The sequence below is a fragment of the Citrobacter werkmanii genome (genome assembly GCF_008693645.1).
Taxonomy (GTDB): domain Bacteria; phylum Pseudomonadota; class Gammaproteobacteria; order Enterobacterales; family Enterobacteriaceae; genus Citrobacter; species Citrobacter werkmanii.
On record NZ_CP044101.1, the window covers coordinates 1,626,134 to 1,641,836 of the forward strand.

8 protein-coding genes are annotated in these 15,703 nt (G+C 51.2%); 6 read left to right on the forward strand and 2 right to left on the reverse strand.

Annotation, left to right across the window (positions count from 1 at the left end; genetic code table 11):
* Positions 1 to 15 precede the first annotated feature (15 nt).
* A complete protein-coding gene (gene rclR, locus FOB24_RS08315) occupies positions 16 to 870 on the reverse strand; it encodes a reactive chlorine-specific transcriptional regulator RclR (protein WP_038638546.1) in 855 nt (284 codons plus the stop codon).
* A gap of 235 nt (positions 871 to 1,105) precedes the next feature.
* Between rclR and rclA the strand changes: the two genes are divergently transcribed.
* The 6 genes from rclA to FOB24_RS08345 all read left to right on the forward strand — a co-directional run bounded on the left by rclA (position 1,106) and on the right by FOB24_RS08345 (position 6,136).
* Positions 1,106 to 2,431 (forward strand): reactive chlorine resistance oxidoreductase RclA, encoded by a 1,326-nt coding sequence (gene rclA, locus FOB24_RS08320; RefSeq protein ID WP_121528727.1) that lies wholly within the window; start codon positions 1,106 to 1,108, stop codon positions 2,429 to 2,431.
* 168 nt (positions 2,432 to 2,599) lie between these two features.
* Positions 2,600 to 2,830, forward strand: coding sequence for a reactive chlorine resistance periplasmic protein RclB (gene rclB, locus FOB24_RS08325; RefSeq protein WP_038643060.1), 231 nt, complete (start codon positions 2,600 to 2,602; stop codon positions 2,828 to 2,830).
* 11 nt (positions 2,831 to 2,841) lie between these two features.
* The gene (gene rclC, locus FOB24_RS08330) at positions 2,842 to 3,402 is read left to right on the forward strand and encodes a reactive chlorine resistance membrane protein RclC (RefSeq protein ID WP_038638553.1); all 561 of its coding nucleotides are present in this window, start codon (positions 2,842 to 2,844) and stop codon (positions 3,400 to 3,402) included.
* 568 nt (positions 3,403 to 3,970) lie between these two features.
* A complete protein-coding gene (locus tag FOB24_RS08335; protein ID WP_085047572.1) occupies positions 3,971 to 4,666 on the forward strand; it encodes a flagellar brake protein in 696 nt (231 codons plus the stop codon).
* Between the two features lie 21 nt (positions 4,667 to 4,687).
* Positions 4,688 to 5,269, forward strand: a complete 582-nt coding sequence (locus FOB24_RS08340) for a helix-turn-helix domain-containing protein (protein WP_170973672.1) — start codon at positions 4,688 to 4,690, stop codon at positions 5,267 to 5,269.
* A 99-nt stretch (positions 5,270 to 5,368) separates the two neighbouring features.
* Positions 5,369 to 6,136: a putative bifunctional diguanylate cyclase/phosphodiesterase gene (locus FOB24_RS08345; RefSeq protein ID WP_061381619.1), complete on the forward strand. Its 768-nt coding sequence runs from the start codon at positions 5,369 to 5,371 to the stop codon at positions 6,134 to 6,136.
* Positions 6,137 to 6,280: 144 nt separating this feature from the next.
* Here FOB24_RS08345 and FOB24_RS08350 read toward each other — a convergent pair whose 3' ends face one another.
* Complete coding sequence (locus tag FOB24_RS08350) at positions 6,281 to 15,619, reverse strand: autotransporter outer membrane beta-barrel domain-containing protein (RefSeq protein ID WP_150344769.1); 9,339 nt, start codon at positions 15,617 to 15,619, stop codon at positions 6,281 to 6,283.
* Positions 15,620 to 15,703 lie beyond the last annotated feature (84 nt).

The window sequence follows — 15,703 nt, forward strand, 5'->3', positions numbered from 1 at the left end:
GAAGCAGGCGTAGCTCTATGCTTCCAGCGCTTTCACGCGTTTGCGGTACTCGCCCGGCGTACAGCCGAATTCGCGTAGAAAGACTTTATAAAACGATGACTCGCTGGCGTAGCCCACCGATTCAGCTACCACAATCAATGGTTGCGATCCGCGTGACAACATCTGAGCGGCGAATTGCAGGCGCAAAGTGGTTAACACTGCCATCGGTGTGGAGTTTGACACTTCACGGAATAATTGCGCAAAGCTGGCCCGCGACATGTGTACGCGCTTCGCCAGCTCTTCGACGCTCCATGCAAAGGACGGTGATTCGAGCATCAAAAACACCACAGATCCGAGTTTGGGGTGCAGCAGTAAATTCAACACGTTTTGTGCGGGCGATGCTCTGGTTAACCACTCACGAACGGCTAAGGCGAACAGCGTGGCGCATTGTTGGCTGCATACAGCGCTGGAACCCGGCAGCCCACTGATGGATTCCTGTTGCAATAGCGCAATCACGGCCTTGAGCCAATGGCTGACGGGACTCTTTTCTTCAGGCGCCAGAATCAGTGCTTCCGGTAGCGCGGTTAAAAAATAGCGTGAGGTGGCGTGCAGTCGCAGGCTACCGCAAACGATATGCGTTTGTTCATCCCCTGACTGGCAAAGTCGATGGGCGGAGTTCTGCGGCAGGATAACAAGAGTCCCAGGCCGCAGGGTGAAAGATGTCCCGTCAGGCATGTCAAGTTGGGCTGCTCCCTGAGTGACTGTATGCCAGCGGATAACGGATAGCTCGCCCGCCGCATGCGGCAGTTGCCAGTTTCTGCTCAACAAACAGTTTTGATCGATCGAGCCTTGCGGATCGTTAAGCATGAGTAATCGACTAAGGGCATCCATGAAGACTCCTGGGCAGTTTTAATCACTATTGGTTTGGCGGAATTATCTCGTCAATTTTAAATTAAAGTAATACCTTCAAGGTGTTAATTTATTATGCTTATGTATTTCATGAAAAGAGGTTAAAAGTGATTTAGACGATTTAGCAGTAATAAGCGCGTTCTGGATACATTTCCCTTGTCTGGTTACCCCTATACTTCAGTTCAACAAATGAACAGTGACCAGGCGGAGAGAGAGCATGAATCAGTATCAGGCGATTATTATTGGATTTGGCAAAGCGGGTAAAACGCTGGCAGCTACCCTGGCAAAAACGGGCTGGCGGGTGGCGATTGTTGAACAGTCGAACACCATGTATGGCGGGACATGCATCAACATCGGCTGTATTCCAACCAAAACCCTGGTACATGACGCTGAACTTCAACATGATTTTGCTGCGGCGATGCAGCGCAAGGCTGCCGTTGTCAGTTTCCTGCGCGATAAAAACTTCCATAATCTGGCCGACCTGGAAAATGTCGATGTGATCGACGGTCGTGCTGAGTTTGTCGATAACCATACTGTGCGAGTCGTGCAGTCAACAGGCGCGATTGAGCTAAGCGGCGAGAAGATCTTTATTAATACCGGCGCGCAGTCAACGGTTCCAGACGTGGAAGGATTAACCACCACACCGGGGGTGTTTGACAGCACCGGGCTGTTGAATTTGACGCAACGGCCTGAACGTCTGGGAATTTTGGGTGGCGGTTACATTGGTGTGGAGTTCGCATCAATGTTTGCTAACTTCGGCAGCAAAGTTACCCTTTATGAAGCCGCTCCGCTGTTTTTAGCCCGTGAAGATCGGGATATTGCCGAAGCTATCGCCAGGATTTTACGCGACAAAGGCGTTGAGATTATCCTTAATGCCAACGTACAGGCGGTTTCGTCCGGGGACGGCGCGGTACAGGTGAAAATGCCGGGAGGCGTCCAGACCGTGGATGCGCTGCTGGTGGCATCGGGCCGCAAACCGGCGACCGAAAACCTGCAGTTGCAGAAAGCGGGTGTGGATGTAAACGACCGCGGTGCCATTATTGTGAATAAATATTTGCGTACCTCGGCAGATAATATTTGGGCAATGGGCGATGTTACCGGGGGGTTGCAGTTCACGTACATCTCACTGGATGACTTCCGCATTGTGCGTGACAACCTGTCAGGCGAGGGGAGACGTCACACCGGCGATCGTCAAAATGTACCGTATTCCGTCTTTATGACGCCGCCGCTTTCCCGCGTGGGGATGACCGAAGAACAGGCTCGCGCCAGCGGTGCTTCTGTGCAGGTAGTCACGCTGCCGGTCGCGGCGATTCCGCGTGCGCGAGTGATGGATGACACACGCGGCGTACTTAAAGCGGTGGTGGATAGTGAAACGAAACAGATATTAGGTGTTTCGCTATTATGTGTGGATTCACATGAGATGATTAATATCATCAAGACGGTTATGGATGCAGGATTACCCTATACAACCTTACGCGATCAAATATTTACCCATCCGAGTATGAGTGAATCATTAAACGATCTCTTTTCTCTCGTTAAATAATAAAAGCGTAGTCTGCATGTTTGCCCCACCCGTGTGGGGCTTTTTTTGTCTTTTTAACGGCTGGATACTCATTGACAGTTATTCTGGCGTCCTGGATGAAATAAAATAAATTGGCATGTTTTATTATATTGCCACTGAAATCACTGTTTAATGGAAATAGGAATGAACATGTTTAAAACTACGTTACTAATGACCGCGTTACTGACTGCACCGGTGACATTTTCCGCATTGGCGCAAACCGAAGTTGTCCATGTTAGCGTGTCTGCCATATCTGGTGCGCCTTCCGAAATAGAGGATGCTATTGCGAAACTGGCGCAGGAAAATAATGCAACGTCCTGGAAAATCACCTCAATGCGCATTGATGGCAGCACTCACGCAACGGCAATTTTATACAAGTGAGGAGAGCCTGCATGGAAAAGTATCTGCGTTTACTCAGTAAGGGCGATAAAATTGGATTGACCTTAATTCGCCTGAGCATTGCAATTGTTTTTATCTGGATTGGGTTATTAAAATTTGTACCTTACGAAGCTGACAGTATTACGCCATTTGTTGCTAATAGCCCGGTAATGTCATTTTTTTATGAACATCCAGAAGAGTATAAGCAGCATTTAACCCACGAAGGTGAGTTTAAGCCACAGGAGCGTGAATGGCAGGCGGCGAATAATACCTATACATTCTCCAATGGTCTGGGCGTAGTCGAAGTTCTTATCGCTTTATTGGTGCTGGCAAATCCTGTTAGCCGTTGGTTGGGATTAATTGGCGGCATACTGGCATTTGCTACGCCGATTGTTACCTTATCCTTTTTAATTACCACACCAGAGGCATGGGTAATGCCGTTGGGCGATTTACATCATGGTTTTCCGTACTTGTCCGGGGCCGGGCGTCTGGTATTGAAAGACACGCTAATGCTGGCGGGAGCAGTGATGATCATCGCAGACTCATCTCGATCAATAATTAAGCAGCGGTATTGAATTTTTAACGTTGTACCCTCTGTAAGGTAGCAAGCCACTCTAGTTCTATTCGGTATTTGCCGGGCCAGCAGGATGCTGGCTTTTTTCTGACTTAAGGGAAATTTATTTAATATATAAAATGTAATTATTCACTTTATAACAATCACGCGTCAGGCTGTATTGGCAGTTAATGATATGAAGATGTAAGCATCATACGCACTGACGACAAAAGCGCGACAACCTGCGCATTGCCCAACCATCCCAACACCTTCATTTTTCTTTGTTTTTTTCTGTGCAATTCTTGCTATTTGTTATCTCAAAACAGCATCTTAAATAAAATTATTATTCATTTTTGTTATAGTTAATCCATAAGTTCGCGTGGTTTTAAGCGCGGCTTAAGCTAGAATTATCCTGATTAAATGATTTTACGTATCAATAATTGGCTAAAGATAGTTAAAAACTTAATTTTTAACCAACTGTCTGACATGGAATCCACTATGGTAATTAAGCACCAGGGCGGATGCTGATCTCGCGTTTTTGGGTAACCAAAAGCGGGACATATCTTAAATATGGAAATAAGGGTTTTAGAATGAGCTTTGGATTAGCAAAGGACAACAAGTTTGAAATCATCGCTATCCTTCGTGAAGAGCTGCACAAGAAAACGAAACTGGAAGTCTTATGCGAAAACAGTAGCGTTATCACACAGCTAGAGAAGGTCGATTTCGAACGGTTTGTCATCTCCGGCCATGAAGAGATTGTGCCTGAAAAGGTCCAATACTTTATCCTGCACAGCGAAAGCGGGATTGTAAAATTTAGTGCCAGATTTGAACAAACCCCACCCGCAGGTGCGGAGGCAGGATTATCCTACCTCATCCCGGATATGATTTTCTTTGCCCAGCAGCGACAAAATCAGCGTTTTTCCTTCCTGAAGGGTTATGACTTTTTCTGTTTTGGTCGTTACAAAAACGGAGAAAACTACTCTTTCAGGATTAAAAACATCTCTCAGGGTGGCTGTGCGTTAATTGTTAAAGATGTAAATACCCGCTTTGTTTATAAAGATGCGGTGATTAAAAATGCCTCACTGGAGTTTGATACGTTTGGCAGTTTACAGCTGGATTTAAAAGTGATCGATGTCGTCACGATCAATGAGTTTGATGAGGATAATCAGTTGTACTCCTGTCATCAGATCTCGTGTGAGTTCGATTTTAAAAATCGTCGTGAAGAGGCTGAAGTCGAGAAAATTATTATCAAATTTTTAATGAGTAACAAGATCAGAAGCTTATAAGGAGCGGTAAACAGGATGTTGATGTGTGGCAATGATAATTTTGTGGGCAACGGTATGTTCGCCTACCTGACCAGCAAACATGTACCCGTACAAACATTCCAGTTTGAGGATATGTTGCATCAGTCATCATTATGTCAGCATCAAACCATGATTTTTAATATCATTAATAATGAACAACCGTGTTCAGACGTCGTACAGTTTCTGAATAAAAATCGATTCAAGTTCTATAATAACGTCGTAGTCATTGTAGCTGAAAGTTTGGTGGCGAAATTATGCGTGGAGTTATTATATATTGAGAAAGCAATAGTATTGACTGAGAAATCTTCACTGCGAGATTTCGGTCAATTGGCGACGTTGTCAGTCGGGAAATGGAATCCCCGGCTGTATCGTTCGCAGAAAAGGTTAACCGAAAGGGAACAGCAGATCCTGAGTTTGCTGGTAAGTGGCTATACCGCTAAAGAAATTTCTGAGTTAGTGAGCCTTAACTATAAAACCATTCAGGCTCATAAAATGCGCGTCGTCGCCAAGTTGGGACTGAACAATACTTCTGATTTAAATAAATTAATTGTCAGATTCACCCATCGGATGTCTTTTTTACCCTAGTCTGGTGATTCTTTTCTGATGTAAAACATATCATAGTAGATATAATTCGGGAGCGATGCTGACTGGTTTTAAATTTTATGATTTGTAGAGGTAGAGGGAATGTTTAATTCCAACGAGGTGCTCACCGCGCTTGAACAGGCATTGAATACCAGTCAGTTTTATATGGTTTATCAGCCCATTTTTAATTTGCACACTCAGCAAATTAGCGGATTTGAAGCATTAATGCGTTGGAACAGCCCTCAGATGGGGATGATCTCTCCCGATATTTTTATTACGTTATTGGAAGACAGCGGCAATATCATTTCAATTGAAGACATGGTTACCCATACCCCCTGGGATGTGGCGACGTCCTGGCCCGATCCTCTTGTATTATCAATCAATATTTCCGCACTTGAATTTTGTGACCCTCTCTTACCGCAACGCGTCAGACGTAATCTCACCCTCTGTGGACTACCGCCTTATCGATGCCAAATTGAGGTTACGGAAACGTCACCACTGCGCGACAGCCAGATAGCGGTTAACAATATGCTGGAGCTAAAGGAGATCGGGGTTAAACTCGCTCTTGATGATTTTGGTACCGGTCACGCAAATCTTAATTATCTGCTGAAGTATCCTTTTGATACCCTAAAAATTGATAAGGAATTTGTTGCTGGCATTGAGCCCGATACCCGATCGACAAAGATTGTTGAGGGCATTATTTCACTGGCGCACAATTTTGGTATTGAAGTTCTTGCTGAAGGGGTGGAAACCCAGTCCCAACTGGACCGTTTAACGCAGATTGGTTGTGACAAAATTCAGGGCTTTTTCATTTCTCCGCCGGTGTTAGCAGAAGAAATCCCGTTACTCCTGACGCAGTATAATCGTTAATCCCACCTTTTTACGTTTCCCAAGCCCTTGATTGTTCTGCGTTGTCGTTAAGTTCGTAGGACTGATAAGCGTAGCGTATCTGGCAGCCCTGAAAGGCAAAAAAAAGCCCCCTGCAGAACAGAGGGCTGGTGAGTTTATGACTGCTTAGAACGATTTCTTAAAGCCAATGGAAGCATTGATCGGTGCTTCAACTTGCGACTTACTGCCACCGTTGCAGAATTGCGTACCCAGTTCACCGTAGACCTGCACGTTTCTGTCGATTGACCAGGACAGACCGGCCGCAACTTCGGTGCTGGAGTACTGCTGTGAGGATTCGAGCGTGGTGGTGGCGACCGCATTGCTAAAGTGCGTTTTGTCTTTTGAACCCAGACCCTGCCAGACGTTTACCCTGCCGTACGGCTGGAATTTGCCATGGTTGGTGTCATAGTCAGCAACCAGACGTACGCCCAGACGGGCGGTAAAGGAATCAGCGGTATCCATTTTCACTTTCGTTTGGGTCACACCATCAAGCCGACCATTATCAAAATCGCTGTATTGGTAGATTAACTGAGCCTGAGGTTCCAGACTCCAGGCGCTTGAACCCAGACGGAACGATTTACCCACCTCCGTTGACGCCGTCAGCGTGTTGCCTTTGACGGTATAAGAACCGTTATTCCCGGTCGCCGCCAGGCGAGATTTATGGTTACCGTACTGCAGGACGTTATCAACATACATCCCGTCGCCCGAGAACCAGGTGGCGTAACCGCCGACGTAAAACGCATTGTCATCGATGTTTCCGCCTTTGCCGTCGCTACCCGTCTTCGTGCCTTTCACATTGCTGTCGATGTCAAGGATGCTGGTATACATCCCGGCTTTCCAGCTTTCGTTAGCATACATATCGACGCCGACCTGGATACCCATAGTATGGGAGCTGGTTTGCGTCCCGGCCGCATCGTCCAGTTTGGTTTTACCGGAGTAACCAAGCATTCTCGCCCAGGCGCGATTATCTTCATCAATGCCCGGTTTAACCTCGTCGCCCATACGTTGGTGCATGTTACCCAGCAGACTAATGTCACCCTGACGCACGACGCTGGCAAGGCCTGAATACAGCATGGTTTCCGGACGATATTCGCTTCTCAGATACCAGTTTTCCCCCTGACCCTGAGCATTGCCCGCATGCAGTTGGTACTCAAACGCGCCTGCTGCCATACGATCGGCGGCAAGGTGGAAGGCGTCGCGCGACGTTTGCGCGGTGGTGGTAGCGCCATTGAGGGCCGTGACCACCTCGATACCATCCCCGACGGTCGGGGCGCCGAGGCCAGAACCATCAACGTCCAGCAGCGTACTCCCGCTGGCTTTACCGCCATCAATAATCAGACGGTCGGCAATACCTGCACCGCTACCATTCTGAATGGCCGCCATGTTGATGATCCCTTTTTCGCCGACGTAATCCCCTTTGACGGTTAACGTTGTGCCAGTCTGCTGGCCGATGAGCGAGACATCACCGCCGTTGCTCAGGCCTGCGACGGTCTGGTTGTATCCCTGCGTGTTCAACATGGTGTCAGCGACAACGTAGTGGTGTGACGCGCTACTCAGGGTGTTGGTATTACCCGCCTGCAGTACGCCGTTGGCAATCAACGTTGCGCCGCTGTAGCTGTTTTCACCTTGCAGTTCCGTAATACCGCTGCCGGTCTGGTGCAACTGGCCTTTACCGCTGATATTGCTCGTTAACGCCAGGGTATCCGCGCGATCAACCTTGAGTACGCCGTTATCAACGATATCTCCCTGAATGCTGCCGATGTTACCGCCATTACCCAACTGTAAAACGCCTTGTTCGATGGTAGTGCCCCCGGTGTAGGTGTTATCCAGCGTTAGGGTGAGGGAGCCTTTACCGGTTTTGGTCAGATGACCATTACCTTCGACTTCCGTCAGCAGGGAAACGTTATGTCCGTTGGTATCGAATGTCCCGCCGCCGGATTCCAGCGTCACCTGACGGGCGGTATCAAATGCTTCGCCATACTTCAGCGTACCGCCGTTGAAGGTAATCCCCGTCTCTGGCGCGCCAAGGTTGGTATCACCCGCCACCTGCAACGTACCTGAGGTGATGGTGGTTCCACCGCTGTAGGTGTTGTCGCCAGTAAGTATCAGCGTCCCGAGATCGCCTTTATTCAGGCCGCCGGTACCGCGGATCACGCTGTCGATAGTTGCGGTGTAGTTTGCGCCGTCTACCGTGCCATCGCCGACGCGAATCAGCGTGTTCGCTGTGTCGGTGGTAATGGCCTCACCACCCACGCGATAGCCATCGGTGGCGAACTGTGCGCCGCTGATGATAACGTCGCCTTTGCTGTTATCGACGGTGACGTTGCCCGCTTCACCCTGGAAGACCGCGAAGGCGGCATCGGTAAACGGTGCATTCAGCGCGCCTTCTGGCGTGGATTCATCCGTGGTCCAGTTGTCGTTACCCTGGCTGGATTGCCAGATACCGTCGCCGCCGTTGATGACGCCGTTGTTTTTCAGCTCGCCATTCTCACCGCCGGTACCGTCCCAGAAGCGCAGCGTCAGTCCGGCATGGTTGACCAGGTTAACCTGGTTGTTAACCGAGGTTTGCACGTACAGGCTGTCTGCGGCTTCCGGCGCGTTGGCAATGTCCATCACATTGTTGGTCAAGGTGCCGGTGTAGTTGATGACGCGGTAAACGCCCACGTCAAAGCTGCCGCCCGGAGAGGTCTCGATATTGAGCTTACCGTCGAGCGTCAGGTCGCCATTCACATCAATCAGGTCGTTGAAGGCACCGCCTGGGGTATAAGCCTGACCAAACTGATAATCCAGTTGGGCGTTATCACTCAGCGTCAGTGAACCGGTGGTCAGTTTACCCACGCTGTTGATGGCGGCGCCAGCTGTAATATGACCGTCGTCCAGCACGTCAACCGCGCCGCCGATAATACCGTTCCCGCCGAGCGTCGCGCCGGATTTAACCGTTACCTGACCGGTCGCGGCAGACTGGTTGCCGTTGACCAGCAGCACGCCCTCATTGACGTCCGTGGTGCCGGTGTAAGTGTTATCGCCTGTCAGCGTTAAGGTGCCGTCACCGATTTTCACCAGACTACCGTCGTTACCGCTGATAATGCCGCTGATGGTGTCATCAAGTTGCAGATTCCCCAGCGACAATGCTTTATTGCCCAATTCGACATTCCCCGCGCCGGACAACGAGCCGATAGAGGTTGCGCTGTCGACCGTGCTGATATCGACCTTACCGCCCACCAGGTTTTTAACGACGGTATTTTCCGCCATCGCCAGGTCGGCAAAGGTCATCAGTCCGCTGTTATTCACGCTGGCATTGCCGCCGCTGGCATTCTCTTCCAAAGCCAGCGTACTGTCTTTTGCCACGTTAACCGTCGCGTTGCCTGCGGTGGCGTTGTCGGTTAACAGCGCTTTTGCAGCGCCAGTCAGGTTGAGTTTGGCGCTTGCGGCGGTGACATTATCCGCCAGCGTTAACAGGCTGTCGGCGATGTTCATGGTCAGGGATTTCAGACTGGTATCTGTCCCGCTGACATTGAGCGTCGCCCCCTTATTGACGTTCACGGTGCTGCTTTCATTGCTACCAAAGGCCCCGGTTTTGCTGACGTTGACCGTGACATTGTTGGCATTACCCGTACCGGCGATTTCGGTATCGCCTTTGTAGCTGTTGGCGCGATCGAGCGACAAGGTGCTGCCCGCGTCGCTTGAGCTGCTGGTGACTTTCAGTTTACCGTCGCCGGTAATCTCACCGGCTGGCGTGAAGTGGCGCGAATTGAGGTCAAACACCGCCGCGTTATCACTCGCTCCCAGCTCGATAGTGCGATTGCTGGTCAGGTCCGCACCCATCTGCAGGGTGGAGCCGTTGTTAATAACCAGATCGGTTCCGCTTTGGCCGAGGTTGCTGTCAGAGGAAATCTGCAACGTACCGCCATCAATGCGCGTGCCGCCGCGATACTCGTTATCACCGCTGAGGATCAGACGACCAAGGTCGGTTTTCACCAGCGTCAGTTTGTCAGTCGTGCTGGCTTCGCGGATCACCGACTCAATGGCCGCGGTATAGTTTTGACCCGCGCCACCGGCGCCAACGCGCAGCAGCAGTTCACCGGTGCCTGGCGTCTGGCCTGCATGGGTCGCGTTTTCTGTGGTGGCATACGCGTTAAGCGCATCACCTTTAACGATATAGCCATCGGCGTCAAACTGTGCCCCGGAGAAGTTAACTTCTCCCGCGGCGTTATCCACGGTAACGGTTCCGCCTTTGGTGGTTAAGACGGCAAAGGATTTCTGCGCCCAGGGGGCGTTACCTTCACCGGTTGCCGTAGTCCAGTTGTTGTCTCCCTGGCTGCCGATCGCCATCCATTTGCCATCGCCGCCGTCAATTTTGCTGTTGCCTTCAATGCCCGATGCGCCATGGCTCTGATTGACGGTTGCGCCGTCCCAGAACTGCAGGGTAACGCCGTTGGCATTCACCAGGTTGACCTGTTTGTCGATAGAGGTCTGGACAAAAATATTACTCTTATCCTGGCTGTCCGGTATTGCGCCCAGCTCCAGCGTCTGGTTATCCAGCGTGCCGCCGTAGTTATAGATACGATATACGCCTGGTCCGAAGTTACCACCCTGTGAAGTGGTAACATCCAGAGTTCCGTCAAGCTGCAGATCGCCTGCGACGTTGACCAGATCGTTTAGCGCACCGCCTGGCGTATAAGCGTTGCCCAGTTCGAAAGCGGAGGTCGTTTTGCTGCCAAGCTGCAAGTTACCGTTAATGGTGAGCGTACCTGCACCGCCATCACCCGCGCTGAGGGTGGTGGCATCGTTCATCAATACATTGCCACCGATAATGCCATTCCCGCCAAGTGTGGATGTGCCGCTGACGGTCGTTGCGCCGCGCGCCGCGCTTTGATCGCCATTCACCAGCAGCGTACCGTTGGTGACGGTGGTATCGCCGGTATAGGTGTTATTGCCGTTCAGACGGGTAATGCCGCCGCCGATTTGTTGCAGCGCGCCGATGCCAGAGATCACCCCGTTGAGCAGGACGTTGTTGGCGCGGTTGATCGCCAGCACGCCGTTGTCGATGATGTCAGATACGGCGCTGACTTCGCCCTCATTGCCGCCGTCACCCAACTGCAACGTACCGGTTTGCGCGATGGTGGTAGAGCCGGTGTAGCTGTTGTTGGCGGTAAACACCGTGGTGCCGCCCGCCGCACGTTCAAATTTCCCGTCGCCGCTGATGATGCCACGATAGATCTGCGCCGCTGACGCATCTCCCAGGGTATCGAAGATAACCCTGCTGCCTGCGCCCTGGGTCGTCACATCGTAATCGCCAATGCTGGCGGCAGTACTGGTCGGCTCAATGTGATCGCCGGTGCGCAGCGTTGCGCCATTGTTTACGGCAAGGGTTTTGCTCGCCAGACTCAGGTTTTCAACGATGCGTACATCCGCGTTTGATCCGCTGATGGTCAAGGAATCCCAGCCGGTGCCAATGTTGGTGCCAGTATTCAGGTTGTCGCTGGCAAGCGTGCCAATCTTCGCATCTTTCGTATTGGTGAAGGTGAGGGCATTGCCCGTACCCGCAGCGGTAATGATGTGGCGCGTTTTATCCAGTATTACATTGCCGATGTTGGCTTTATTGTTGCCGCCAGTGCCAGCGAAATTCACTTCGCCCGCATAGGAACCGCTGCGCCAGTTGAAGGTATCTCTGCCTTCGCCGGTATTGATTACGCCGCTGGTGATACCGCCGCTGATATCAATGGTGTCATTGCCTTTACCAGACTGAATAGCCACCGCCGTGTCGTTGATGGCCTGAAGGGTACCGGTATTGGTGATTTTTTTCTTGCTGTCGCCGCTGGCGTCAATCACCGGTGAGGTCGTGCTGGCAGAAATAATCTTCCCGCTGTTGGTTAATGCGCTGACGTTTTTCGCGATGATCGCAGAACCGCCTGCGCTGTTATGTACGTTGATGTCGGCACTGGTCGTGACCTGGCCATCCGTGTTGGCGCGGATACCGCTGCCTTCGCTGTTTCGCACCTCAACGGTATAGCCTTTGCCGATGGTCAGATCGCCCGTCACCGCGTCGCCATTGCGCTGCTCAAAGGCGAAACCGGTACCTTTCCCGTTGACGTTGAGGATGTTGTTCAGGCCATCGTTCATGGTCAGCGCGACGCTGGTGCGGATCCCTGGACCATCGTTGGAATCGATAGTGACATCACGCAGTGTGATATTGGTGTTGTTGGCATCGTTTTGAATACCGGCACCAGTCCCCTCAGCGCGAATCATCACGCTTTGCGCGGCCAGCGCGCCTGCACCCTCGGCCAGACGAATACCGTCAGCAGATCCATTAGTGATAATGCTGTCGCCAGTTTTACCGTTGATCAGCAGACTGGCCCCCTGGGTCAGCAGAACGCCAGCAGTACCATCATCAACCTGAATTTTGCCCAGCTTACTAATCTGCGCGTTAGAGCCTGAGGCGCGTACGCCGATGCCGTTGCTGACATGCAGGGCGCTGGAGGAGTTATTGGTTAAGTTCCCGCCTTGTTGCACATCAACGCCGATGCTGTCGACGCTGGCCAGATCGATGATCGATTTGGTATCGAGGAGCAGGTTGCCCAGATTTCTCGCCACATAGGCAATAACCTTGTTGCCGCTGGCTTCAGAGGTAATCTTCGCGTTTGAGGTGAGGGTGGTGCTCGTGGCATTCCCCTGCGTGTCGCCATTCAATTGATGCGCCTGACCATCCACCACCCCGGCAACGGTGCTTTCACCGGTTAAATTGATGGTGGTTTTATCGCTGATGGTACCGTTGGCGCCGCCTTCGATGATCAGCGCTGCGGAGTTGGTGCCCTTAACGGTAAACGTCGCTTCCCCGGTATCTACGCTACTGCCTGCGCCGGTGGCGAGCACGCCAACAGAATTGTTGCCGCTGAGCGTCAGATTCAGGTCAGAAGTGGACTGATCTTTCGGGTTAGTCGTATTACCGGCCAACAATGCGCCATTGGCGATACGGAAAATAGTGGTGCGATCCTGGCCGTTGTCATTCATCACCGCCTGCCCAATATTGGCGGTCGCGCCTTTACCATACAGGTAATAACCAATCTGATCGGTGTTGTTGAACGCCGGGCTACTCAGACTATCGACGTTAGCGATGGCGTTATCACGCACGTGTACGCCGATGTTACCTGCCTGATTCAGGGTGATATCAGAATAGACATTGACCGTTGCCTGACCGTTGGCGCCGCCTTCTGCCCAAATAGCATAGTTTCGGTTACCGACGCCGCCGTCACCGTCTACTACGATAGAACCAGAAGCGCTGGTGGTGACTTCGGCATTTTTCTTATTGGCGCTGACGTGGATCCCGACGTTATTGTTGCCATTAACGTTAATTTTGCCGTCATTTCTAATGATCTGACCATTCTCTGCGCCACTGTCACGCACAGTGATGCCGTAGTTCTTGCTGGTGCCTCCACGGCCATCGCCATTGATTGCGATAGTGCCAGTATTCAGCACATTACCTGTTGCATTGCCGATCAGGATCCCGGCGGCGTTACGTATGCCGACGCCAAGGGTGATGAGACCGTTGTTAATCACCTCTTTGGCGCTTTTGGTCATGATACCGGCGCTTGGGCTGGAACCGCCTGGCAGTATGGCATCCTGGGAGGAATTATTAGCATCGCGGCCAAGGTAAATAGAGGCATTCTGGGTGTTGGTAAATGTGGCGTTGTCGGCGACTTCTACGCCAAAGGCGGTGCCGTTACCAAAGGGGTTATTGTTTTTGTGTCCGTTGACAATATTGATATCGCCGTTATTAGTGCCTTGCGCGTCGTTGGACAACTGCATACCAATGGCCAGCGTCAACGAAGTCTCGGGATCGTCTTTACTCCAGGGATCGGCAGCAGAAGCGGTACCGAAGTTATCGGTAGTAATCGCCTGGTTGATTGTGCCTTCGTTGGTAATTACGCTGGCGCCTTGCCCCTGCATGCCAAATGCACCGTAGCTGTTGACGTTTTGGTTACCGTCCTTATCAATAAACAGCCCGGCGTTAATCGTTCCGTGGTTGGTTGCCGTCGCATCTTTCGCCAGCATGCCAATTGCCAGGCTCTGGCCGGTAGAGGTACGCAATGCGTTCAGTTCGCCCAGGTTAGTGATAACCCCGCCGTCAATGGCTTTCATCACGCCATTAATACTGCCGTCTACGGCGATCATCGCATCTTTATTCAACGTACCGGCGGTACCCGCGCCGTTGGCATAGATAGCGTGCAGCTCACCGCGTTCGGCGGTTGTGTTATTGCTATGCGACTCGCCATCGGTCCAGACGTCGTAATCCCAGGAGATAACATCAGATGACTTACCTGAAGTCAGTAAGTCATCAATCAGCTCAGCATACTTCGCTTGCGCGGCGGAGACGGTTGTGATTTGACTGTCTTCAACATCCAGCCACAACTGGATCTGACTGACTTTTTGTCCATCCGGTTTTTGCGCGGCATCATCGCTTTCGCCTAACAACCAGCTATTGAACTCAGCCAGTTCCGCAGCCGTGGTAATTGAGAACGTTTTTTCCCCCGTTTCGATCAGCTCGCCAGCGTCGTTATAGCCATATGTCATCAGCGTTACATCGCCGCCAAATACGGAGGTCGTCCTGGAACCGTTAAACGTTTTGGTCGGAATAACGGGGGCGGCGTTAAATTTGATGTAGTTATCGGATTGCCAGTTCACCTGGCTGTTGGCGCCTTGCGCTTCCAGCAGCGAGGAATCTTTAGCCAGTAATTCGATGGTATTGGCTTTGTCACGTACATGAAGCGTATCGTTGCCAATATTCAGATTGGCCGTGGCGCCATTGGTCGCCAACGCGATGCCAAATTGCTTATAGATTTGCGTTTGTTGCGCATCATACGTATTTAAAACAGCATCGCCGATTTGTGACTCAGTGATAAACCCGGCTAACGCGCTGGTATCAAAAACTTTAATGGTTTCTGGCTCTCCAGGAAGCGCCGGATCAAAAATATCAAAGTCCGTACTTTGCGAAGGCTTCGCTGACTGGGTATGAGTCAGGTATTCTGCCAGCTCTTCCTCCGTAGAGATTGTTTTTACGCTCTGGTCAGGGCTGGTAGCCTTAAGCGTGATTTTGCCGGTTTGCAGCAGCTCCCGGATAGTCGTTGACTCAACAACGCCGCTTTGGCCTGGGGTAATCGTCGGGATCGCGCCGCTGATATTGAGCGCCTGACCAGTGGTATTATCTTCATATAAGAAGCCGTAGTTATGAATTCCCTCATAAACGCCAGCGGAAATTCCTCGCTGGTAGTCAGTAGAAATATTATGATCGCCGATATCAATAATCGGATCAGCCGAGGCCATCATCGACGCTCCGCTTAATGCGCCAGCAGCGAGGACGGCGACAGTTTTACGTGAACTACTTTTTTTCTTGCCTTTAGTTAATTCAGAAACGACCACCCAGATGCCGAGCGCCGCGTTCCAAATAATGCTGTAAACTTTGTTCATATATAACCCTCGTCTACATTCCTGTTATGTATGTGTTAATACGTTGAGTTGTTGGCTATGATTGGCCCGCGGATGCGCTACCCG

Excerpts from the sequence above, each read along its gene's own strand:
- rclR (WP_038638546.1), bottom strand. The coding sequence starts at position 870 with ATGGATGCCCTTAGTCGATTACTCATGCTTAACGATCCGCAAGGCTCG.
- rclA (WP_121528727.1), top strand. The coding sequence starts at position 1,106 with ATGAATCAGTATCAGGCGATTATTATTGGATTTGGCAAAGCGGGTAAA.
- rclB (WP_038643060.1), top strand. The coding sequence starts at position 2,600 with ATGTTTAAAACTACGTTACTAATGACCGCGTTACTGACTGCACCGGTG.
- rclC (WP_038638553.1), top strand. The coding sequence starts at position 2,842 with ATGGAAAAGTATCTGCGTTTACTCAGTAAGGGCGATAAAATTGGATTG.
- FOB24_RS08335 (WP_085047572.1), top strand. The coding sequence starts at position 3,971 with ATGAGCTTTGGATTAGCAAAGGACAACAAGTTTGAAATCATCGCTATC.
- FOB24_RS08340 (WP_170973672.1), top strand. The coding sequence starts at position 4,688 with ATGTGTGGCAATGATAATTTTGTGGGCAACGGTATGTTCGCCTACCTG.
- FOB24_RS08345 (WP_061381619.1), top strand. The coding sequence starts at position 5,369 with ATGTTTAATTCCAACGAGGTGCTCACCGCGCTTGAACAGGCATTGAAT.
- FOB24_RS08350 (WP_150344769.1), bottom strand. The coding sequence starts at position 15,619 with ATGAACAAAGTTTACAGCATTATTTGGAACGCGGCGCTCGGCATCTGG.